This window comes from Pseudomonas sp. R4-84 (assembly GCF_054130985.1).
This window is the reverse complement of the sequence record NZ_CP096390.1, coordinates 2,814,601-2,837,618: the sequence shown is the minus strand read 5'-3', so window position 1 is coordinate 2,837,618 and position 23,018 is coordinate 2,814,601. Positions and strand designations below refer to the sequence as shown.

At 63.0% G+C, this 23,018-nt stretch carries 20 protein-coding genes; 12 read left to right on the top strand and 8 right to left on the bottom strand.

Annotated features, from left to right (window positions below):
- Positions 1-27 precede the first annotated feature (27 nt).
- The 3 genes from M1D68_RS12915 (at position 28) to nahK (ending at position 5,164) form a co-directional block, all read left to right on the top strand.
- Positions 28-1,212, top strand: a complete 1,185-nt coding sequence (locus tag M1D68_RS12915) for a porin (RefSeq protein WP_457966914.1) — start codon at positions 28-30, stop codon at positions 1,210-1,212.
- 216 nt (positions 1,213-1,428) lie between these two features.
- Complete coding sequence (gene nosP, locus M1D68_RS12910; RefSeq protein WP_420763879.1) at positions 1,429-2,592, top strand: nitric oxide-sensing protein NosP; 1,164 nt, start codon at positions 1,429-1,431, stop codon at positions 2,590-2,592.
- Positions 2,522-5,164 (top strand): hybrid sensor histidine kinase/response regulator NahK/ErcS', encoded by a 2,643-nt coding sequence (nahK, locus tag M1D68_RS12905; RefSeq protein ID WP_457966912.1) that lies wholly within the window; start codon positions 2,522-2,524, stop codon positions 5,162-5,164. The genes nosP and nahK overlap by 71 nt, the downstream gene beginning before the upstream one ends.
- 160 nt (positions 5,165-5,324) lie before the next feature.
- Here nahK and M1D68_RS12900 read toward each other — a convergent pair whose 3' ends face one another.
- From M1D68_RS12900 to M1D68_RS12875, 6 genes are all read right to left on the bottom strand, one after another.
- Complete coding sequence (locus M1D68_RS12900) at positions 5,325-5,990, bottom strand: response regulator transcription factor (RefSeq protein WP_039588789.1); 666 nt, start codon at positions 5,988-5,990, stop codon at positions 5,325-5,327.
- Positions 5,991-6,043: 53 nt separating this feature from the next.
- Positions 6,044-6,577: a PQQ-dependent catabolism-associated CXXCW motif protein gene (locus tag M1D68_RS12895; protein ID WP_457966910.1), complete on the bottom strand. Its 534-nt coding sequence runs from the start codon at positions 6,575-6,577 to the stop codon at positions 6,044-6,046.
- Between the two features lie 121 nt (positions 6,578-6,698).
- Positions 6,699-7,490 (bottom strand): ABC transporter permease, encoded by a 792-nt coding sequence (locus tag M1D68_RS12890; RefSeq protein ID WP_457966908.1) that lies wholly within the window; start codon positions 7,488-7,490, stop codon positions 6,699-6,701.
- Positions 7,487-8,218 (bottom strand): ABC transporter ATP-binding protein, encoded by a 732-nt coding sequence (locus M1D68_RS12885; protein WP_457966906.1) that lies wholly within the window; start codon positions 8,216-8,218, stop codon positions 7,487-7,489. The genes M1D68_RS12890 and M1D68_RS12885 overlap by 4 nt, the downstream gene beginning before the upstream one ends.
- The gene (locus M1D68_RS12880) at positions 8,215-9,204 is read right to left on the bottom strand and encodes a YVTN family beta-propeller repeat protein (protein WP_434605795.1); all 990 of its coding nucleotides are present in this window, start codon (positions 9,202-9,204) and stop codon (positions 8,215-8,217) included. Before M1D68_RS12880 ends, M1D68_RS12885 begins: the two co-directional genes overlap by 4 nt.
- Positions 9,205-9,230: 26 nt before the next feature.
- Positions 9,231-10,397: an ABC transporter substrate-binding protein gene (locus M1D68_RS12875; protein ID WP_457966904.1), complete on the bottom strand. Its 1,167-nt coding sequence runs from the start codon at positions 10,395-10,397 to the stop codon at positions 9,231-9,233.
- 364 nt (positions 10,398-10,761) lie between these two features.
- On the opposite strand from M1D68_RS12875, the gene M1D68_RS12870 reads away from it, so the two are divergent.
- On the top strand, positions 10,762-12,018 hold the full coding sequence (locus M1D68_RS12870) for a histidine kinase (RefSeq protein ID WP_457966902.1): 1,257 nt from the start codon (positions 10,762-10,764) through the stop codon (positions 12,016-12,018).
- Entirely contained in the window at positions 12,015-12,653 is a 639-nt protein-coding gene (locus tag M1D68_RS12865) for a response regulator (protein WP_434605787.1), read from the top strand. Before M1D68_RS12870 ends, M1D68_RS12865 begins: the two co-directional genes overlap by 4 nt.
- A 163-nt stretch (positions 12,654-12,816) precedes the next feature.
- Here M1D68_RS12865 and M1D68_RS12860 read toward each other — a convergent pair whose 3' ends face one another.
- Entirely contained in the window at positions 12,817-13,461 is a 645-nt protein-coding gene (locus tag M1D68_RS12860; RefSeq protein ID WP_434676508.1) for a pentapeptide repeat-containing protein, read from the bottom strand.
- Positions 13,462-13,607: 146 nt separating this feature from the next.
- Positions 13,608-15,464: a quinoprotein ethanol dehydrogenase gene (exaA, locus tag M1D68_RS12855; protein ID WP_434558886.1), complete on the bottom strand. Its 1,857-nt coding sequence runs from the start codon at positions 15,462-15,464 to the stop codon at positions 13,608-13,610.
- A 251-nt stretch (positions 15,465-15,715) separates the two neighbouring features.
- Between exaA and pedF the strand changes: the two genes are divergently transcribed.
- From pedF to pqqA, 7 genes are all read left to right on the top strand, one after another.
- Positions 15,716-16,177, top strand: a complete 462-nt coding sequence (gene pedF, locus M1D68_RS12850) for a cytochrome c-550 PedF (RefSeq protein WP_457970662.1) — start codon at positions 15,716-15,718, stop codon at positions 16,175-16,177.
- 5 nt (positions 16,178-16,182) lie between these two features.
- Positions 16,183-17,058 (top strand): substrate-binding periplasmic protein, encoded by an 876-nt coding sequence (locus M1D68_RS12845; protein ID WP_434605782.1) that lies wholly within the window; start codon positions 16,183-16,185, stop codon positions 17,056-17,058.
- 9 nt (positions 17,059-17,067) lie between these two features.
- Positions 17,068-17,823, top strand: a complete 756-nt coding sequence (locus M1D68_RS12840; RefSeq protein ID WP_434558882.1) for a quinoprotein dehydrogenase-associated SoxYZ-like carrier — start codon at positions 17,068-17,070, stop codon at positions 17,821-17,823.
- A 16-nt stretch (positions 17,824-17,839) separates the two neighbouring features.
- Complete coding sequence (locus M1D68_RS12835) at positions 17,840-18,775, top strand: quinoprotein relay system zinc metallohydrolase 1 (RefSeq protein ID WP_457970660.1); 936 nt, start codon at positions 17,840-17,842, stop codon at positions 18,773-18,775.
- A 280-nt stretch (positions 18,776-19,055) separates the two neighbouring features.
- Positions 19,056-20,831 carry a PQQ-dependent methanol/ethanol family dehydrogenase gene (locus tag M1D68_RS12830; RefSeq protein ID WP_457970658.1) on the top strand — a complete coding sequence of 592 codons (1,776 nt, stop codon included), beginning with the start codon at positions 19,056-19,058 and terminating at the stop codon, positions 20,829-20,831.
- Between the two features lie 269 nt (positions 20,832-21,100).
- Positions 21,101-22,621: an acetaldehyde dehydrogenase ExaC gene (gene exaC / locus M1D68_RS12825; RefSeq protein WP_457970656.1), complete on the top strand. Its 1,521-nt coding sequence runs from the start codon at positions 21,101-21,103 to the stop codon at positions 22,619-22,621.
- 283 nt (positions 22,622-22,904) lie between these two features.
- The gene (gene pqqA / locus M1D68_RS12820) at positions 22,905-22,976 is read left to right on the top strand and encodes a pyrroloquinoline quinone precursor peptide PqqA (protein WP_003243383.1); all 72 of its coding nucleotides are present in this window, start codon (positions 22,905-22,907) and stop codon (positions 22,974-22,976) included.
- Positions 22,977-23,018: the final 42 nt, after the last annotated feature.

Below are 23,018 nucleotides of genomic sequence, written 5' to 3'. Positions count from 1 at the left end.
ATCCCGTCCCCTGTTGCGGAGCGCGCCATGCACAACAATAAAAATACCTGCCTGCGTTTTTTGCCTGCGATCATCGCAGGCCTCTCGACCCTCGCCCCGATGCCTTGGGCCCACGCCGAAATCATGCTGTACGACAAGGACCAGACGACCTTTTCCACCGACGGCTACATCAACGCTTTCTACGTCAACAGCGACGTGGACCGTGCCGGCGAACAGTTCGACCGCCGCCAGTCGCGGGTCAAGATGGGCTTCTTGCCCAACTACCTGGGCTTCAACATGGGCAAGCAGGTCGATGACCTCAAGCTCGGCGCCCGGGCGTCGTTCTGGGTGACCATCAACGACAGCGAAACCAACGGCACCGACACTGCCATCGACGTGCGCCAGTTCTACGGCACCGTCGCCAACCCGGAGTGGGGCGAAGTGCTGATCGGCAAGGACTTCGGCCTGTTCGCCCGTTCCAACATCCTGCTCGATGAGCTGCTGGCCGGTTATGGCCAGGTCAGCGACACCTTGGGGCTGGTGGACGGCGGCGGCGTCTCGTTCGGCAATATCGGCAGCGGTTATCCGTACCCGTTCCCGACGTCGCAAATCACCTACCGCACCCCCGTGATGGACGGGTTGCGCGTGGCGGTGGGCATCATGGACCCGGTGGACACCAACGACAGCAGCGCCACCGGCAAGGCCTACCAGGAGAACCCTCGCACAGAGAGCGAGGTTACTTATCAGTTCGACCTGGGCGCAGCGAAGATCTACAGCTGGCTGAACGGCAGCTACCAGACTTCCGACAACACCGACTCCAGCGTCGAGTCGGTCACGTCCAAAGGTTTGGGTTATGGGGTGCAGGCGAAGATGGGTGGGCTGTCGCTCACCGGCTCGGGGTTTCAGGCCAAGGGTATCAACCCGTTCTTCACAAACAATGCCGGCGAGGCCACGTTGCGCAATGTCGACAGCAAGGGCTACCTCTTGCAGGGCTCCTACAAGTTGGGCAAGAACCGCCTGGCGCTGTCCTATGGCAAGACCGAGGACGACGGAAACGGCGTGGTCGGCAGCGGCGCCGACTATGAGACTCGCGGTGTCGCGCTGTTCCACGACATCAACGATAACCTCAAGCTCGTCGCCGAATACAACCAGTTCGAAATCAACGGCCATGACACCAGCGCGCAGAACGAAGACACCGATACCTTCGCGGTGGGGGCGGTGTTGACCTGGTAAGGACTACTCAACCCTGTGGCGAGGGAGCAAGCTCCCTCGCCACAGAAGCGATCCACGTCAACAAGGTTTTCTTGGCGGTCCCAACCGTGCGCATCGCGGCTGGGGCCGCCACGGTTCTCATCCCATGGAAGCGTCCATCCGCTACCCAAGTAGCATTCGTGGGCCGGGCGTCGATTCGTACACTCAAGGCTCTATCACGCACCGTCGGAGGCGCAGATGCAGCAGGCCCAGAGCGAGGGCGTGGTCAGCGCCATGTCCCAGGCAACGGACGTCGAGCAAGTGGCCCAGGAGCTGGCGCGACAGTTGTTGCACCCGTACCTGGGGTTCGTGCTGTTTTTTTGTTCCGCCGAATACAATCTGCCGGCCCTGGGCCACGCGCTTTCGCGCAGCTTTGGCGGGATCCGGCTGGTGGGATGCACCAGCGCGGGGGAAATCACGCCACAAGGTTACGGCCGCAACTGCGTGACGGCGGTGGGTTTCGACCACCGGCATTTTTCCATCGCTGCCGAACTGATCGGCGAAATGGAGCACTTCAGCCTGATCGATGCCCAGCAGATGGTCGAGCGCCTGGCCAGTGGTTGCCGCAGCAACGCCTTGGCGCCGATCAAGGGCCACAGCTTCGCCTTGACCTTGCTCGACGGTTTGTCCAGCCGCGAGGAGATGGTGCTGGCAGCCTTGAGCGCCGCCCTGGGGGACATCCCGCATTTCGGCGGCTCGGCCGGGGATGACAATTACCTGACCCATACCCACGTCTACTTTGAAGGTCAATTCCACAGCGGCGCGGCCGTGGTGGTGTTGATCAATACTTGGCTGGAGTTCGAAGTGTTTACCACCCACCACATCCTGCCCCGGCAGGAAAAACTGGTGGTGACCGGCGCCGACAGCGCCACGCGCAGGGTCTACGAGCTAAACGCCGAGCCTGCGGCCGAAGAATACGCACGGCACATTGGCGTGCCGGTAAACGCGCTGGATTACCGGGTCTTCGCTGCCCATCCATTGGCCGTGCGCATCAACGACCAGTACTACGTGCGAGCGATCCAGCAGGTCCATTCGGACCTGAGCCTGAGTTTCTATTGCGCGGTGGAGAACGGCATCGTCCTCACCGCCATGAGCCCGGGGCCGTTGCTGCACAACCTGCAAGATCTGTTCGATGGTTTGCAGGCGCGCCTCGGGGACTTGCTGCTGACCCTGGGCTGCGACTGTTTCCTTCGACGCCTGGAGCTGGAAGATCGCGACGGCCTGGAACAGATCGGCCAGTTCCTGCGTGAACATCGGGTGATGGGGTTCAACACCTATGGAGAGCAATTCAATGGCATGCACATCAACCAGACGTTCACCGGAGTTGCCATTGCCCGCCATCGCGTCCCCGACCATCGCTGAACTGCAGGCGCAGCTCGCCGCCCTGGAGCATGAGAACCGCAAGCTGCGGCGCATCAATGAAGCGCTGATCGAGCGGGTGGAATCCGGCGTGACGCGCGGCAGCGACCCATACGCAGCCTTCCAGCATTCGGTGGTGCTGGCCGAACAGGTGCGTGAGCGTACCGACGCCTTGAACCAAGCCATGGCCGAGTTGAAGGCCGGCAACCATTTGCTCGGCGAAGCGCGGTTGCGGGCGGAAACGGCCCATCGGCATTTGATCGACGCGATCGAGAGTATTTCCGATGCCTTCGTGCTGTTCGACGCGCAACAGCGCATCGTCCTGTTCAACAGCCGTTTCAAGGCGTTCTGGGCCCACAGCCGGGTGCGGATCATCGCGGGGATGCGCCTTGCCGAGGTCAAGCGTTTGATGACCGCCAACGGCTTGTTCAGCGAAGAAACCCGCGGCCAGCCCGACGAACCGGTGCTGTACCGATTGCAGAACGGGCGCTGGCTGCAAGTCAGTGAGCGGCCGACCCAGGAAGGCGGCCGGGTGATTCTCTTCACCGATATCACCGACGTCAAACTCAGTGAAACCGTGCGCCGGGAACAGGCCATCGCGCAGAAATCCCATCTGTTGCAGCGCGCCGTGGACAACCTGTCCCAGGGCGTGGCGATGGTCAACGCTCAAGGCGTGCTGGAACTGTGGAACCGGCGCTTCCTGGAGCTCAGTGGCCTGGCACCGGTAGCGGCCCATCGGCCGTTCAACGAGGTCATCGCCGACAGCGAGCTGCAACTGCTCACACCGACCAGTCGCGATGGCAATGGCCGGCTGATCCAGGAGTGTGAGCAACGGCTGTCCGATGGCCGAGTCCTGGAGATCCGCACCCATCCACTGCCCACCGGTGGCTACGTCAACACCTTCACCGACATCACCGAACGCTACCAGCACGCCGAGGCGTTGAGCGAGAGCGAGCGCTGGATCCGCCTGATCACCGACCACGTTCCGGCGCTGATCGCCTATCTCAACGCCGATCTGGTCTATGAGTTCACCAACAAGGTCTACGAGCAATGGTATTGCTGGCCCCGTGGCGTGATGCTCGGCCAGAGCCTGCGAGAAGCCCACAGCGAGCAGCACTATCAGCGCTTGGAAGCCTACGTGGCCCGGGCGCTGGCGGGCGAGAGCGTGACGTTCGAATTCGCCGAGACCAACATCAACAACCAGGAGCGCTACATGTTGCGCTCCTATGTGCCCAACGTGCTGGCCAACGGCGAAGTGGTGGGGATCTTCGTGCTGATCCGCGACATCACCGAGCGCCGTCGCACCGCCGAGGCGTTGCACCAGGCCTATCAAAACCTGGAGCAGCGCGTGCAGGAGCGCACCGCTGAACTGACCAGCCTCAACGACCAGTTGCTGCGCGAGATCGATGAGCGCAGCCGGGTGGAACTGCGCTTGCGCGAAGCCAAGCGCGAGGCCGAGCGGGCCAACCTGTCAAAAACCAAATTCCTCGCGGCGGTCAGCCATGACCTGCTGCAACCGTTGAACGCCGCGCGGCTGTTCACCAGCGCCTTGCTGGAGCGCCGCGAGCCGGTGGCGAACGCGCACCTCGTGCGCAACGTGAGCAATTCGCTGCAGGACGTGGAAAACCTGTTGGGCACCCTGGTGGATATCTCCAAGCTCGATGCCGGCGTGATCAAGGCCGACGTGGCGCCGTTCGCCTTGAGTGAGTTACTCGACAACCTGGCGGCCGAATATCGCCAAGTGGCGCGCAGCGAGGGTCTTGAATTGTGTTTCGTACCTTGTTCGGTGCTGGTGCGCAGTGACATCCAACTGTTGGCGCGGATCCTGCGGAACCTGCTGAGCAATGCGCTGCGCTACACCCCGAACGGGCGGGTTCTGCTGGGATGCCGACGCCTTGGCAATCGTGTTTCGATCGAGGTCTGGGATTCTGGCATCGGCATCGCCCAGGATCGCCTGGAGGAGATTTTCCAGGAGTTCAAGCGCGGTGATGTCCAGCGTCCGGACCAGGATCGAGGCTTGGGCCTGGGGCTGGCGATTGTCGAGAAGATCGCCAGGATACTTGGGCACCGGATCCGGGTGCGCTCATGGCCGGGCAAAGGCTCGGTATTCGCCATTGAGGTGCCCCTCAGCGCCACCGCGCCCAAGCCGCTGCCGTGCCTGGACATGAGCGAGCCCATGCTTGAACGCCTGCGCGGGGCGCGGGTCTGGGTGCTGGATAATGATGGAGCGATCTGCGCCGGCATGCGTACCTTGCTCGAAGGTTGGGGCTGCCTCGTGGTGACTGCGCTGTCGGAACAGGACCTGGCGCGGCAAGTGGACGGCTACCGTGCCGAAGCCGACCTGCTGATCGCCGATTACCACCTGGATCACGACCAGAACGGCGTGGACGCCGTGGCCCGGATCAACGCCTGCCGTGCCTCACCGATCCCGGCCATGATGATCACCGCCAATTACAGCAATGAACTCAAACAGCAGATCCGCGAGCTCGGGCACACACTGATGCACAAGCCGGTGCGGCCGATGAAACTGAAGATTGCGATGAGTCACTTGCTGGGCCAAACAACCAGCCGATGAGTCGAACCGCTTTTGTGGCGAGGGAGCTTGCTCCCGCTGGGCTGCAGAGCAGCCCCATCCTGAACAAGCCTGACACACCGAGGTGCCTGGGTTTGGGGCCGCTTCGCGCCCCAGCGGGAGCAAGCTCCCTCGCCACAGTGTCCCGTTAGTGTTCAGCCGTTCAACGCCGCAAATAAGCCCCGAAATCAATATCCCCCGCGCTGAGAATCGCCTGCACCCGGTTATGCACGTTGAGCTTGCGCAGGATCGCCGAGACGTGGGCCTTGACCGTGGTTTCGGCGATGTCCAGCGTGTAGGCGATCTGCTTGTTCGACTCGCCCTTGGTCATGCGTTCGAGTACCAGCAGTTGCTTGCGCGTCAGGGCCTGGAGCAGTTCGGGCGGGAACGCCGGGGTTTCGTTCAAGCGGCGGCCCGTGGGGCTCTTCTGGGTGCGGATGATGTCCGGCGGCAAGTACACGTTGCCATTGAGGATCTGCTCGATGGCGTCGGTCATTTGCGAGCGAGGTGAAGACTTGGTGATGAAACCCACCGCGCCATAGGTGATGGCCTGCAGAACGATTTGCTTGTCCTGTTCGGCGGACACGATCACCACGGGGATGGTCGGCGCTTCGTTGCGCAGGTTGATCAGGCCGTTGAGGCCGTGCATGCCGGGCATGTTCAAGTCCAGCAGGATCAAATCCAGGTCGTCGTGTTCGCGGGTCAGCGCCAGGGCGCTGTCCAGGTCGGCGGTTTCCATCACCTCGCTACCGGCGAACCCGTCGCTGATGACGTTGTGGATGGCTTCGCGAAACAGTGGGTGATCGTCGGCTATCAGGATTTTATACATGGCCATTCACCTCGTTATTGTCGTGTTGGGGCAATTGCACGCAGGGCGCTGCATCAGGGAAAAGGTTCGGGGCGGGCCGCTTGCAAGGGCAGGTTGGCCGCCTCCCAGGCGTCGACGCCGTCGCGGTACCAATACAAATGTTTATAGCCCATGGACGCGGCGCGTTTTACCGCGTTCCAGCTCAACCAGCAATCGGAGCGGCAGTAAAAGACCAAGGGTTGGTCCAGGCGCCCGTCGGTGGCCTTGCGTAGGTGGGAGGTGAAGTAATCTTGCCAGTTCCCCTCCAGCTCACCATCGCCCGTATTGGCCAGCCATAGGCTGCCGGGGAGGTTGGCGTGGGGCTCGGTGTCGATGAAGCGCCCCTGGACCCATGGACGACGGTACACGTCGATCAACACCGGGGCGGGCGTTTGCCCAAGCAGGCGCTGCAAGCCTTCGGTGTCGACGGTTTGCGCGCCCTGGGCGGAGGCGGGCGTGGGGCTGCGGTATTGGGTAATGCGATAGCCCTGCGCCGAAAACAACGCAGTGTCGGCCTGGGCGACATTCAGCGACAGGCCCAGCAAGACGATGGCCAGCAAACGGGGCATGGGATTTATCCTTTTTGTTATGCGCCCATTACATGCCAGGGTCGAGGTCTTGTGAATGCGACCATAGACAGGAAAACCGGTACTAAAGTAGTAATTTCCTATTCCTGTGGGTATTTAAGGGTCAGCTGGCCCTGCGCAACGCCGCATGCTGCGGATTGAATGTCCACACCGCCAGCGCTGCGAACACCAGCGTCAACGCCACGCACACCGCCATCGCCACCAGGTTGAATTGCCCATACAACGCGAACCGCACCAGCTCCACGCCATGGGTGAAGGGGTTCACCGCGCACAGCCAGTACAACCAGGGGCTGGCTTCGAGCATTTTCCACAACGGGTACAGCGCCGAAGACAGGAAAAACATCGGGAAGATGACGAAGTTCATCACCCCGGCGAAGTTCTCCAGCTGGCGGATCGCGTTGGACAACAACAGGCCCAGGGCACTGAGCATCAGCGCCACCAAAAGCAAGGCCGGCAATGCCGCCAGCACGCCCATGGCTGGCGGCTGGACACCGTAGAGCCAGGCGATGGCGAGGAAGGCGTAGACCTGCAAGAGCGAGATCAGCGAGGTTGCGAGCAATTTGCTCGCCAGCAAAAAGGCCCGGGGCAGGGGGCTGGTCAGCAGGACGCGCATGCTGCCCATTTCGCGGTCATAGACCATCGACAGCGAGCCTTGCATGCCATTGAACAACAGGATCATGCAGGCCAGCCCCGGCACGATGTACACCTCATAGGGGATGTAAGTGTCGTAGGGCGCGATGATGGCGATGCCCAGCGCCGCCCGGAAGCCGGCGGCGAACACCAGCAGCCACAACAACGGTCGCACCAGTGCGCTGAGCAATCGCGTGCGTTGCAAGACGAAGCGCAGCCATTCGCGCATCACGATGCCAAGGAAACATTGCCAATACGCGTTCATGCGGCAACTCCCGAGGCGGTCAATCGATGAAAGGCCGAGCCGAGACTGCCGCCGTGTTCCTCGCTCACGTCCTCGGCCCGTCCGCTGGCGACCAGCCGGCCCTGATGCACGATCAGCAGGTCATCACTGGGCTGCACTTCGTCCAACAGGTGCGTGGCCCAGAGCACGCTGATGTCCTGTCCGCGACACAGTTGGCGAATGTGTTGCCCCAAAGCCTGGCGGCTGGCCGGATCGAGCCCGACGCTCGGCTCGTCCAGCAGCAGCAAGCGCGGTTCGTGGAGCAGGGCCCGGGCGATTTCCACCCGGCGCCGGTGTCCGCCATTGAGGTGGCGCACCCGCTCGTGACGTCGTTCGGCCAATTGCTGGCGGGCCAGTTCGGCTTCAATCCGGGCATCGGCCTGGCGCCGGCAAAAGCCATGCAGCGCGAGGTGATAACGCAGGTTCTGCTCGACGCTCAGGTCCAGGTCGAGCGTGCTTTGCTGGAACACCACGCCCAACTGGCGCAACGCCTGGTGCGGTGACGTGCGCAATGAATGACCGCCGACGCGGATCTCGCCGCGCTGAACATCGTACAGACGCGTCAGCAACGCAATCAGCGTCGACTTCCCAGCGCCGTTCGGTCCGAGGAGGGCGGCGAAGCGTCCGGCCGGTACGCTGAAGCTGATCTGGCGCAGGGCTTGCCGCGCACCATAGGCGAAACTCAGGTCGCTGACCTCCAAGGCGTTCATGGCGTCACCACCACGCCCCAGGGATAGCGGCCGACTTTCACCGACTTGAGCACCTTGCGGCTCTGCACGTCGATCACCGAGACGTCGCCGCTGACTCCATTGGTTGCCAGCAGTTGCTTCTGGTCCGGGGTGAACGCCAGCTGCCAGACGCGTCGGCCCACCAGCAGGTAATCCAGCACCTCGAAAGTCTTGGCATCGATCACTGCCACATGGTTAGCCGGGCCCAGGGCGACGAATGCCAGCTTGCCGTCGGCGCTGAGCTTGATGCCCACTGGCTGCACCTTGTCCGGGTGCACGCCCTTGATCTGGAAGGTCAGAGTCTTGAGCACCTGGCGCGAGGCAACGTCGAGGATGGTCAGCGTCCCGCCGATCTCCGCCGAGGCCCAGAGTTGCGTGCCGTCGCGATTGAACTCGACGAAACGCGGCCGCTGGTCCACCAAGGTGTTGTCGGCCAGGGTCTGGGTGCTGGTGTCGATCCAGTGCAGCATGTTGGTGGTTTCGCTGGTGTTGACCGCCCACTTGCCGTCGGGGCTGACGGCCATGCCTTCGGGCTCGACGCCGACGCCGATCTGGCCCAGCACTTCGGAGGTATGGGTGTCGATCACTGTGACCAGCGCATCGTCCTCGTTGGAAACGTAGAGCCAGCGGTCGTTGGGGTGCAGGGCGAATTGCTCCGGATCCTTGCCGGAGGGCAGCTCCTTGATGATCTTGCGAGTGGCGACGTCCATCACCTGGACGCGGTCCGAATCGCTGGCGCAGATGTACAGCAGGCGGTTGTCATGGGACAACAACAAGCCTCGCGGGCGCTGGCCTACCGGCAAGGTATCGACGACTTCCAGGCTCTGCAGGTCGATCAGGCTGAGGCTGTTGTCTTTTTCGTTGGAGACCCAGGCGATACTGGCGGCAGCGGGACCGGCAAGGAGCAGCGAGGCGCCCAGGGCGAGGGCTTGGCAAAGCAGAGCCGGGTTGAGCAGGGGGCGGCGCATGGCGTTTTCCTTATTGTTGTGATCGATCAGGGGTAGCGACAGCTCACTTCGGGCCGGTCGAAGCCCAGGCTGTCCATTTCGTTGGACGGGTGGAGAAAACCGTCCTGAGGCGACGTGCTGACCAAGGCCCGAGGCTGAACCAGGGGAATCGGTTGGCGCAGTTGACCATTCCAGGGCCGGTAGCTGAGCTTGCGGCCCTTGAATCCATCCAGCGGCAGCTCGTCGCCAAGGGCCAGTTGGCGAATGGCGAATGGCTCGTCCTGGCGCAGCTTGCTCACGGCGGCGGCGATACTGCGCACGGCGATCCAGGCGGCGAAGTCGCGGTCGTTCATCCAGCGGCCGGCCAAGGCTTCGAAGCGCTTTTGCAACTGCGCCGCGCCGTATGTCTCGACGGTCTTGTGCCAACCGGTGGGCGTCAGTCCCTGGGTCCCTGCGACCGGGCGCGGGAGCCAGGTCTGATAGGGCACGTATTCGCCGAAGTCGCCGCGCTCATCGGCTACCAGCACCACGTCGTACTCGGCGGCCTGGGTGAACAGCGGCATATCGGCCTGAGCGCTGCGGCGCTGGTCGTTATCGAATTGCCAAGGTTTCTCAGCGACGATCTTCATGCCGAAGCGTTTCATGGCCCGGCGCAATGCAGCGGCGTAGGCCTGGTCTTCGGGTGCCTGGCCGACGATCAGCAAGGCCCGCTGCCATTTGCGCACGACGCTGAACTGGATCAAGGCGTCGGCCAGTGTTGCGCGGTCGGGCAGGGTGTGCAGCACGTTGCTCAGGCAGCCGCTGGTGCGCAGGCTGTCGTCGGGGCTGCCGGCGTTGAAGAGCAGGCTGTCGGGCAGGGCGGCGCTGAGTTGGCGCAGGCTTTCGCCTGGCGCATTCACCACGAACAAACGCAGGCCCTGTTCATGCTGGGCACGGGCGGCCTCCAGCAGTGCTTGGGAATTGTCGACGTTAGCGCTTTCGAGACGGTAGTCGTGCTTGAGAAATCGCCCGGTGCTGTTGCTGTCGATGATCGCCAGTTCGGCGCCGCGCAATCCGGCATCGGTGGGTTCAGCGATGACGTTGGACAGCAGCGGGCCGGGGTCGGGACGGTAACCCAGGTAGCCGATGCGCACCTGCAACGGCGCGGCATCGCTGGCCTGGGCGGTCGATGCGGCCAACAGGTAGATCAGGGCGTAACTGACAAGCCAGCGCATGACGTCCTCCATTGCGGGTAGCGCCAGCATAGGAAGGCCGTGATCCCGGGGAAATATGCAGAAAGTACCGCTGGGCCAGTACCAAGGTAGTAGCTCGGTCCGCGCGCCGGGGTCTTAGGATGCTTCCAATTGTCATTCATCAGGGGAGCGGACAGGTCATGCGGGTACTCAAGACGCTGCTGTTGCCGTTGATACTGATCCTTAGCTTGATCGGCGTGGATCGACGCGCCACGGCCCCTGTGGGAGCGAGCCTGCTCGCGATGGCAGCGGCACGTCCAATATTGAGGCTGGCTGAACCACCGCTATGGCGAGCAGGCTCGCTCCCACAGGGGATCGGTGCGAGACAGGAGGCGGAGCACTGACCATGTCTGCCCTCTGGCGCATCAACCTCTGGGTCACGGCGTTCTTCGCCCTGGTCACCCTGGCCTGCGCAACGCTGCTGTTGCACCAGACCACGGTGGATGTGCGACGCGAACTGCAATCGGCCGAGTCGGTGGTGCATTACCTGCGCGAGACTGCCCAGCGCGACCCGGCCAGCCTCCAGTCGCGGCTCACCGGCAGCCTGCGTCACGTTCGGGTGCGCTGGTTGGCGCCCGGCGAAAACGCGCCGGCACAGGAGCCTGGCTTGAACGCCTGGTTGGGGCGTCGACTCCTGGCCCAAGGGCCTGCCGCCCAGATCGTCGAGTTGCAGGACGGTCGTCGGGCCTGGATTGCCGTCGACCCCGGTGACGAAGTCGATGAAATCTTCGATTCCCTGGTGCAGTTGCTTGGCGTTTGCGCGATGGCGTTGCTGCTCAGCCTGCTGGCGATCCGCTGGGCGGTGCGCCGGGGCATGCGCCTGCTGGACGAGTTGCTACAGGCGTTGCACCAGGTGTCCAGCGGCGACCTGCAAGTGCATCTGCGGCCCGAGGGCCTATCGGAAGCCCAGCAATTGGCGGCGCATTTCAACCGCATGACCGCCGCCCTGGCCCAGACTCGGGCCGACAATGCGCGGCTGACCCAGGCGTTGCTGGCCGTCCAGGAGCAGGAGCGCAGGTCCCTCGCGCAAACCTTGCACGACGATTTGGGCCAGTACGTGGCAGGTATTCGCGCGAGGGCCTGTTTGTTGCGCCTGGTGATTCATCAGCCGCCCGTGCTGGAGCAGACCGCCAACGAATTGGAAGAACACTGCGATCATTTGCAGCAAGGCTTTCGCGCCTTGGTCAACGACTTGTATCCGGTCGTGCTCCAGCATCTGCCGCTGGGTGAGGCCATTGAATTGTTGGCCCGGCAATGGCAGGACAGCCACGGCATCGCCTGTCAGTTACGGGTCGATGGAGCACCGCCGCCATTGGCCGCATCGCACAAGGCTCAGTTGTACCGCCTGTTGCAGGAAGCGCTGACCAACATCGCACGGCATGCCGACGCCAGCCAGGTGCGGATCCGCATGCAGCACCGCGCCGGTCGCCTGCGGCTATGGGTGCGCGATAACGGACGCGGTGCCCAGCAGCCCTCCCGGGCCGGCGTGGGCCTGCATTCGATGGCGGAACGGGCGCGCAGCCTTGGTGGTGAGCTGCGCATCATCAGCCGGCCCGGGGCGGGTTGGGCGCTGGCCTTGAATATTCCCTTGGAGGCCTCATGAACATTTTGTTGGTGGACGACCACGCCGTGGTTCGGCAGGGCTACGCCAGCTTGTTGCGGACTTTGATGCCACAGCTGCAGGTGCGCGAAGCGGCCTGCGGCGAAGAGGCGTTGAGCCAGGTGCAGGAACAAGTGCCGAACCTGGTGATCATGGACTTCGGCCTGCCGGGGATCAGCGGGCTGGAAACCACCCGGCGCCTGCGTCAACGCTTGCCGCAACTGCGGGTGCTGTTCTTCAGCATGCACGACGAGTTGCCGTTGGTTCGCCAGGCGTTGGACGCGGGCGCTGCGGGCTACCTGACCAAGAATTCGGCGCCGCAGGTATTGATCGAGGCGGTACGGCGCGTGCTGGCCGGCCATGCCTACATCGAGCAGGCCCTGGCCACTCAGTTGGCCTGCGCCACCACCCGCCACGACAGCGATCCACGCCTGCAATCGATGACCCAGCGCGAGCTGGAGATCTTCGTCATGCTCGCCAATGGCACTCCCGCGCGCACCATTGCCGAACAGCTATGCATCAGCGCCAAGACCGTGTCCAACCACCTGACGTTGCTCAAGAGTAAGTTGCAGGTCAGTTCCCATGCCGAGTTGGTGCATTTGGGGATCGATATGGGGGTGGTGCGGGTGGCTGGGTGAGTCCCTGACTTGAAATGCCGGCCAATTGTGGCGAGGGAGCTTGCTCCCGCTGGGGTGCGAAGCGCCCCCAAGGCCGGCGCCTCGGTGTGTCAGGTTAATTGAGTCGTACAAATTGGGGCTGCTTCGCACCCCAGCGGGAGCAAGCTCCCTCGCCACGGGAGCTTCATTGTTCCCAAGACGTTGGGCATCCGACACACCCCTGCATATTCGCATCCTGGAAATTCCCGTAATGCTGCCGCGAGCCCGTCAGGTTGGCCTGTTCCAGGTTGCTTTCGCCCAGTTTGACCTCTTGCAGGTTGGCATCGCGCAAGTCGGCGCCCTTGAGGTCGGCTTTGCTCAGCCACGCCATTTCCAGGTCGGCGGCTTGCAGATTGGCGTCGTGCAGGCGGGCGCCGGACAAGCGGGCGAACTGGAGATAGGCGGCCGTCAGGTCGGCTCGCTGGAACTGCGCGCCCTGGGCAAACAGGCCCCAGCCCTGGATCGCCTTGAGCGTGGCACCGCTGAAGTCCGCCAGGCGAAGGTTGCTTTGTTGCAGGCTCGCGCGACTCAGGTTGGCGCCCTGTAGCTGGGCCTTCTCTAGATTCGCCAGGTCCAGCCGGGCATGGCGCAGGTCGGCGTCGCGCAGATCCGCGCCGGCGAGGTTCATCTTGCGCAGGTCCTGGTTGGCCAGGTGGGCGCCCCGCAGGTTAGCGCCGGGGCATTGGCTGGATTCGGCAATGAGGCAGCCGTTTAGGGTCAGTGGGGTGTCGGGGTCATCGGCATGGGCAACGGCGCCGATGAACAGAAGCAGTAATGGCAAAAATTTCATGGCAGGAACTCGATGTTGACTGTGGGAGCGAGCTTGCTCGCGATGGCGGTGGTTCAGCCGGCATTGATGTTGACTGATACTGCGCTATCGCGAGCAAGCTCGCTCCCACAGGGGGTGGTGTGGGTCAGGACCCAGTTGGGTTCAGGTTATTTCTGCGCCGTCGCCTTATCCCAACTCGGAATCTTGAACACCCAGAACGAACCGCCCTGGGCCACCGGCTTGGTCAGTTCGGCCATGTCTCCGCCCCACAACGGTACGGCGCCGCCGTAGCCAACGGTCACGCCGATGTATTGCTCGCCGTCCTGCTCCCAAGTGACGGGCGGGGAGACGATGCCGCTGCCGGTCTGGAACTTCCACAGCTCTTTGCCGGTTTTCGCGTCGAAGGCCTTGAAGAAGCCATCGCCAGTACCGGTGAACACCAGGTTGCCCTTGGTCGCCAGCACACCGGCCCACAGTGGCAGAGGCTCCTTGTGCTCCCACACCACCTTGCCGGTGGTGGGGTTCATGGCTCGCAGGCTGCCGACGTGGTCGTCATACATGCGCTTGATACGAAAGCCCATGCCCAGGTAAGCCGAGCCTTTCTTGTAGCTGACTTCCTCGGTCCAGTACTCCTCTTTCCACTGGTTGCCCGGTACGTAGAACAGCCCGGTGTCCTGGCTGTAAGCCATGGGGTTCCAGTTCTTGCCACCGAGGAATGGCGGTGAGACTTCCACCGGCTTGCCCTTGGTTTCACCGGGCAATGGCTTGGCCGGACGCTGGCCAGGGTTTTCCACCGGGCGGCCAGTCTTCAGGTCGATGTGGCTGGCCCAGGTAATGTTGTCGACAAAGGGAAAGGCGTTCTGCAGTTTGCCGTTGTTGCGGTCCACCACGTAGAAGAAGCCGTTGCGGTCGGCGTGGGCGGTGGCCTTGACCATTTTGCCGTCCTTGTCCTTGTAGTCGAACAGCACCAGTTCGTTGTTGCCGGAAAAGTCCCAGGCATCGTTGGGCGTGTGCTGGTAGAACCATTTCACTTCACCGGTGCTGGGGTCGACGCCTACCTGCCCGGAGGTGTAGAGGCTGTCGTAATCGTGGGGATTGCCGTCCTTCGCCGTGCGCGCCCAGGTGTTCCACGGGCCGGGGTTGCCCGCGCCGACGATGATGGTGTTCGTCTCGGGATCGAAACTGGCGCTTTGCCAGGGCGCGCCGCCGCCGTGGCTCCAGGCCTCGACCTTGCCGGTCTCGGTGGTCTTGTCGTCGGGCCAGGACGGCGCCTTGACGTCGCCGGTCGGGGTGCTGTCCTTGCCGTTTAGCCGCCCCATGTGGCCTTCGACGAAGGGGCGCATCCAGACTTCTTCACCGGTGTCCGGATCGCGGGCAAACAATTGCCCGACCACGCCGAACTCGTCGCCGGAGCTGCCATGGATCAGCAAAACCTTGCCGCTGGTCTTGTCCTTGATCAGCACCGGGGCGCCGGTCATGGTGTAGCCGCCGGCGTGATCGCCGAACTTCTTGTTCCACACCACCTTGCCAGTGTTTTTGTCCAAGGCGACGACCCGGGCGTCCAGCGTGCCGAAGTAGATCTTGTCGCCATAGATGGCCGCGCCCCGGTTAACCACGTCGCAGCATGGGCGGATGTTGTCCGGCAGGCGGTGGTTGTAGGTCCACAGGCGCTTGCCGGTCCTGGCGTCGAGGGCGAACACTCGTGAGTACGAGCCGGTGACGTAGACCACGCCGTCGCTGACGATGGCCTGGGATTCCTGGCCGCGTTGCTTCTCGTCGCCGAAGGAATAGGACCAGGCCGGGGTCAGCTTGAAGACGTTCTTGTCGTTGACCTGGGCCAGCGGGCTCCAGCGCTGGGCGTTGGTGCCCATGCCGTATTGCAACACGTCCTTGGTGGTCAGGTGATCGTTGGCGATGTCTTCCCAGGTAACGGCGGCGTTGGCCTGTGGGCCCAGGGACAGGCTGCCGGCCAGCAGCAAGGCAACGGTCAGGGACGAGAGGGCAGGGAGCGTTTTTATTGTCATGGTGGGATTCCCAGTGAGGTTTTGGCCTGACTAGGGTCGGGTCTCGCCCCCCTGGTCCGATACGGAAAAAGTCCCGCCCTCGCCGGGAAAACTTCCCAGGGCGCCTGTCTTTGCGACTAGCGTCGGATGGCCTGCTACCAAGGAACTAGACCGCGACCACCAAAGCAGCATTCGGTTGGCGGCAGACGGTTCCTAAGATGACGGCACGGCCTCTGCGAAGAGGTCTTGCGTGCAATTTCGAGGGCATAACAATGACAACAAAACGCAACGCCATCATCGCTACCGCATTGCTGATGGGGCTGACCGGCGCAGGCTCCGCGTGGAGCCACGGCAACGTAGTGCCCCAGGCAGTGGAAACCCAGGGACTGACCCCGGTGAAGGACACCAATCTGCCGTTGGATGCCGATGGCTGGGCTTCGCAAAACCCCTATCGCAATGCTCCCGAACGGGACAAAGCCGTTGAGATCGGCGCATCGGCGTACAACCAGAACTGCGCGGCCTGCCATGGCCTGGAAGCCAAGTCCGGCGGGATCGCCCCGGACTTGCGCATGCTCGATGCCGCCGAAGCCGGTGACGAATGGTTCGTCGAACGGGTGCGCCATGGCGCGGTGCGCGACGGCCGGGTCTATATGCCGAAGATGGCCGACTACCTGAGCCAGGAAGCGCTGTGGGCGGTGCGGACCTATCTGGACAGCGTACACGTCGAGGAGTGACCGCCATGCGCCTGTTCGCCTGGGTGATGTGCAGCCTGTTGCTGTGGGGCTCGGCGGTGCAGGCGCAGGTCCGCGGCTATGACCAGATGATCGCCGACGGCGAATTGAAGGTCGCGGTCTACAAGGACTTTGCCCCCTACAGTTTCGAAGACCAGGGCCAGCCCAGGGGCGTCGACGTTGAATTGGCCCAGGCCTTGGCCAAGGCCATGGGCGTGCGGCTGAAACTGATGTGGGCGCCACCTGGCGAGAAGCTCGACGATGACCTGCGCGACTACATATGGCGCAGCAGTCCGCTGCACGACCGGCAACTGGCCGACCTGATGATGCGAGTGCCGTACGATCACGACTATGTGCAGCGGCGCAACGACATAGGCGAACGGGAAAACGCCCAGGTCGTGATGTTCGGGCCATATCAGCAGGAGTGCTGGCAGGTGGCGTATGACCGCCGTCGATTGGCGTCGGTGGGCAGTGTCGCGGTGTTCCAGCGGCACCCCATCGGCGTCGAAGTCGACAGCGTGCCATCGTTCTACCTGACCTCGGTGTTCAACGGCATGCTCAGTGCCAAGACTCGCCATTACCCCAGCGTTGCCAAAGCCTTCGGGGCCATGCAGGCCGGCGAAGTCGATGCGGTCATGGCGATGCGCGGCGAGATCGACTGGCAAGTACATCAGGCTGCCGACTCGCAGTTGGCCCTCGCTGAAAACGCTTATCCGAACATGGGTAAGCAGCGCTGGGAGATCGGCATGGCGGTGCATGAAAGCAACCGTCAGCTGGCCTATGCGGTGGAGGAGGCGCTGGAAGGCTTGATTCGCGACGGCAGCCTCAAGGCGGTGTATGCCCGCTATGGCCTGCGCTACGAAGTACCGCAAATGTACCAATAGGAGCGCAGGATGAACTGGCGTGTGTTGGGGCTGCTGTTGGGCTGGCTGCCATTGATGGTGAGCGCAATCGAGCCGGGAAAGGATCCGGTGCCATCGGTGATGTGGGCTTTCTATCACAAACAATTGCTGGCTGACGCACCGTTCGTTTTCGACGACCGGGTGCGGCTGCTGGCGCCACCTTTTGCCGAAGATGCGCGGCAGGTGCCGCTGGAAATCGATGCCAGGGCGTTCACCGGCGATGTCGTACGAGTGCTGGCGTGGGCCGAGCTCAACCCACTGCCGAAAATCGTCGACTTCCAACCTTCGGAGCGGGTGCTGCCGTGGCTGTCGATCCGCATTCGTATCGAGCAGGCCACGCCGTTACGTGCCGCCGTACAGACCCGCGACGGCCTGTGGCACGTTGGCTCGGCGTTGATCGACGCGGCCGGTGGTGGTTGCACGGCGCCCAGCGTGGTGCGCACCCAACCGGGTTGGGAAGAACACCTGGGCGAAGTGCTGGGCGGGCGCTACCCGCGTGGGGACTCGAATCGCCTGCGCTTGCAGATAGCCCATCCCATGGACAACGGCCTGGTGAGCGGCATCCCTGAGTTTTTCCTCAACCAGGCGCAACTGTTGGACGCTGACGGCAAGCTGCTGGCGCGCCTGGAGCTGTTCCCGGCGGTCAGTGAAAACCCCAACCTGGGCTTCGACATCCAAGGCCCGGGACAGACCCGTCTGGTGCTGCGAGACAACAGCGGCAACGAATTCGAGGCGGCCATTCCCTGACCACAAGGAGCGCACCATGCGCTGGTTGTTGCTGATCTGTCTTGGACTGTGCCTGCCGGCGTGGTCCTCCGATTATTCCCTCAAGCCCCGGCAGATCGCCGAGGGCACCTGGCTGCTGGAAGGCAGCACGGATAATTTCGCCAAGGCCAACGGTGGCAACATCGTCAACACGGCGTTCATCGTCACCGACGTCGGGGTGGTGGTCATCGACACCGGCCCGTCCAAGCGTTACGGCGAGGCGCTGCGCCAGGCCATCGGGGCGACGACGGACAAACCGGTGATCCAGGTGCTGCTGACCCACCATCACCCCGATCATGTGCTGGGCAACCAGGCCTTCAACGGCGTGCCTGTTGGTGCGCTGGCGGGTACCGCCGACCTGCTGCGACAGCAGGGCGATGCGATGGCGGAAAACATGTACCGGCTGGTGGGCGACTGGATGCGCGGCACCGAAGTGGTTTTGCCGACCCAGGCGCTGAGCCCCGGTACGCTGAAGGTCGGCGATCACTCGCTGCGCCTGCTTGCGTTGGCCGGGCACACCGGGGCGGACCTGGCGATCCTCGATGAAACCACCGGCGTGCTGTTTGCCGGTGATTTGGTGTTTTATGAACGGGCTCTGACCACCCCGAACAGCCCCGGCCTGGATATCTGGCTCAACGATCTGAATACGCTGCAGGCGCTGCCCTGGAAGCAGATCGTCCCCGGCCACGGCCCGGTGGCCATCGACGCCCGGCCTTTCGCACAGATGCACGATTACCTGGGCTGGCTCGACCAACTGATGCGCGAGGGCGCCGCCCGGGGCGACGACATGGCCGAAATGATCCGCAGCCCCATCCCCGAGCGCTTCGCCGGGATCAGCTTGAGCCGGTATGAGTTAATCCGCAGCGTCAGTCATCTATACCCGCGTTATGAGCGGGCGGGGATGACGCGGGTGGATACCCGAAACCCTGACTGATCACACATCCCCGTGGCGAGGGAGCTTGCTCCCGCTGGGGCGCGCAGCGGCCCTAAGATAGCCAGTCAACATTGATAACCAGGGGGACAACAGAAGGGCTGCTGCGCAGCCCAGCGGGAGCAAGCTCCCTCGCCACGGGGTATTTGCTTACCTCTATGTGTACCAAGGAACTAGAAAACTCAACACAGCGGGCAATTGTTGGCGGCGGCCCCCGGCCCAAGAATCTGCGACAGACCGGGAAATTTTCCCGGGTATAACAATAACCGCAGAGGTAGCCGCCATGATTCATCCCACACGTCGCCAGCCCTTCGCCGTAAGCCTGCTGCTCAGTGCCATGCTGCTGTCCGGCTCGGCCTTGGCCGCCGTGACCGATCAGGAAATTCTCCAGGACCCGAAGAATCCGCAGCAGGTCGTGACCAACGGCCTGGGCGTGCAGGGCCAGCGCTACAGCCCGCTCGATGCCCTCAATGTCGATAACATCAAGGACCTGCGTCCGGTCTGGGCGTTCTCTTTCGGCGGTGAAAAGCAGCGCGGTCAACAGGCCCAGCCCATGATCAAGGACGGGGTGATGTACCTCACCGGCTCCTACTCTCGGGTGTTTGCGGTGGATGCGCGCACCGGCAGGAAGCTCTGGCAATACGACGCGCGCTTGCCCGATGACATCCGCCCTTGCTGCGACGTGATCAACCGGGGCGTGGCGTTGTATGGCGACCTGGTGTTCTTCGGCACGCTGGACGCCAAGCTGGTGGCCCTGAACAAGGACACCGGCAAAGTGGTGTGGAGCAAGAAGGTCGCCGACCACAAGGAAGGCTATTCCATCAGCGCCGCGCCCATGGTTGTGAATGGCAAGCTCATCACCGGCGTGGCGGGGGGCGAATTCGGCGTGGTCGGCCAGATCACCGCATTCGATCCGAAAAATGGCGCGTTGCTGTGGACCCGGCCGACCGTTGAAGGCCACATGGGCTACGTCTACAAGGACGGCAAGGCCGTGGAGAACGGTATTTCCGGCGGCGAGGCGGGCAAGACCTGGCCGGGCGATCTCTGGAAAACCGGCGGCGCCGCGCCTTGGCTGGGCGGCTACTACGACCCGGAGACCAACCTGCTGCTGTTCGGCACCGGCAACCCGGCACCGTGGAACTCCCACCTGCGCCCTGGCGACAACCTTTATTCGTCGTCGCGCCTGGCCCTGAACCCGGACGATGGCACCATCAAATGGCACTTCCAGAGCACGCCCCATGACGGTTGGGACTATGACGGCGTCAACGAGCTGATCTCGTTCAACTACAAGGACGGCGGCAAGGACATCAAGGCGGCGGCGACCGCCGACCGTAACGGCTTCTTCTACGTGCTCGACCGCACCAACGGCAAGTTCATCCGCGGCTTCCCATTCGTCGACAAGATCACCTGGGCCACTGGCCTGGACAAGGATGGCCGTCCGATTTACAACGAGGCCAGCCGTCCGGGTGCGCCGGGCAGCGAGGCCAAGGGCAGCTCAGTCTTCGTCGCTCCGGCATTCCTCGGCGCGAAGAACTGGATGCCGATGGCCTACAACCAGGACACCGGCCTGTTCTACGTGCCATCCAACGAGTGGGGCATGGACATCTGGAACGAAGGCATCGCCTACAAGAAAGGCGCGGCGTTTCTCGGCGCTGGGTTCACCATCAAGCCGCTGAACGAGGATTACATCGGCGTGCTGCGGGCCATAGACCCGAAAACCGGCAAGGAAGTGTGGCGCCACAAGAACTTCGCGCCGCTGTGGGGCGGGGTGCTTACCACCAAGGGCAATCTGGTGTTCACCGGTACGCCTGAAGGTTTCTTGCAGGCGTTCAACGCCAAGACTGGGGAAAAGGTCTGGGAATTCCAGACCGGCTCGGGCGTGCTGGGCTCGCCGATCACCTGGGAAATGGACGGCGAACAGTACGTCTCCGTGGTCTCGGGTTGGGGCGGTGCGGTGCCGCTGTGGGGCGGTGAAGTGGCCAAGCGCGTGAAGGACTTCAACCAGGGCGGCATGCTCTGGACCTTCAAGTTGCCGAAGGAACTTGTCGCCAAGCGCTAAAACGTTGCCGAGAACCGTGGCGAGGGAGCTTGCTCCCGCTCGGCTGCGCAGCAGCCGCCAAAAGCGGGGAGTGCTGCGCACTCCAGCGGGAGCAAGCTCCCTCGCCACAAGGGCCTGCGCCGGCCTTGAACTTGCGCTTATTGCTTGAAACCTACGACCAAATAACGAGAGATCCCCCTGCCAATGACGCATTCGTCCACCGCGCGGGGCTCTCTACCATCGGCCTATCGCCTGTCCCGCGACAGGCATCGACCAGGCAGAGGCCCATCATGATCTACGCACAACCCGGAACCCCAGGCGCCGTCGTTTCCTTCAAACCGCGCTATGGCAATTTCATCGGCGGCGAGTTCGTCGCGCCGGTCCACGGCGAGTATTTCACCAACACTTCGCCGGTCAATGGCGAAGTCATCGGCGAGTTTCCGCGCTCCAGCGCCGCCGACATTGACAAGGCCCTGGACGCGGCCCATGCCGCCGCCGATGCCTGGGGCAAGACGTCGGTCCAGGACCGCTCCCTGATACTGCTGAAAATCGCTGACCGCATCGAACAGCACCTGGAAATCCTGGCGGTCAGCGAGACCTGGGACAACGGCAAGGCCGTGCGCGAAACCCTTAACGCCGACGTACCGTTGTCAGCCGACCATTTTCGCTACTTTGCCGGCTGCATTCGCGCGCAAGAGGGCGGGGCCGCCGAGATCAACGAGTTGACCACCGCCTACCATTTCCACGAGCCGCTGGGCGTGGTCGGGCAGATTATCCCGTGGAATTTCCCGCTGCTGATGGCCGCCTGGAAACTCGCCCCGGCCCTGGCCGCCGGTAACTGCATCGTGCTCAAGCCGGCGGAGCAGACGCCGCTGTCGATCACGGTGTTCGCCGAGCTGATCGCCGATCTGCTGCCGGCCGGCGTGTTGAACATCGTCCATGGTTTTGGCCGCGAGGCCGGTGAGGCCCTGGCCACCAGCAAGCGCATCGCCAAGATTGCCTTCACCGGCTCCACACCGGTGGGTTCGCACATCATGAAATGCGCGGCCGAGAACATCATCCCGTCCACCGTGGAACTGGGCGGCAAGTCGCCGAATATCTTCTTCGAAGACATCATGCAAGCCGAGCCGGCGTTCATTGAGAAAGCGGCGGAAGGCCTGGTGCTGGCGTTCTTCAACCAGGGCGAAGTCTGCACCTGCCCATCCCGTGCCTTGGTGCAGGAATCGATCTATGCGCCGTTCATGGCCGAGGTCATGAAGAAAATCGCCAAGATCAAGCGCGGCAACCCGCTGGACACCGAGACCATGGTCGGTGCCCAAGCGTCCCAGCAGCAATACGACAAAATTCTTTCGTACCTGGACATCGCCCGGCAAGAGGGCGCCGAACTGCTTACCGGCGGCGCGGCCGAATGCCTTGAAGGAGACTTGTCGAGCGGCTATTACATCCAGCCGACCCTGCTCAAGGGCCACAACAAGATGCGCGTGTTCCAAGAAGAGATCTTCGGGCCGGTGGTGGGCGTGACCACTTTCAAGGACGAAGCCGAAGCCCTGGCAATCGCCAACGACACCGAGTTCGGCCTCGGTGCCGGCCTCTGGACCCGCGACATCAACCGCGCCTACCGCATGGGCCGGGCGATCAAGGCCGGTCGGGTCTGGACCAACTGCTACCACCTGTACCCGGCTCATGCGGCGTTCGGTGGCTACAAGAAATCCGGCGTCGGGCGTGAAACCCACAAGATGATGCTCGACCATTACCAGCAGACCAAGAATCTGTTGGTGAGCTATGACGTGAATCCGCTGGGGTTCTTCTGACCCTGGGAGATAACAAGGCAGTTGCAGTGACCCTGTGGCGAGGGAGCTTGCTCCCGCTGGGCCGCGAAGCGGCCCTTTCCTTGATGCACATATTGATTGTGTGGCTGCTATTTTGGGGCTGCTGCGCAGCCCAGCGGGAGCAAGCTCCCTCGCCACAAGTGCTCGCTGCTCCAGTAGTACCAACGCACCCCACCCACTGCTTCGAAAGTAGCATTCGAGCCCTGGTCGCCCCGTGCATTAATGAACCTGCCGGAATCGCCCGGTACAAGAAGAGGAAAGACCAATGTGGACTAAACCCGCGTACACCGACCTGCGTATCGGCTTTGAAGTGACGATGTACTTCGCCAACCGATGAGGCGCCGGCCCGGCCTGATGCGTTCGGGCCGGGCTCCCCATT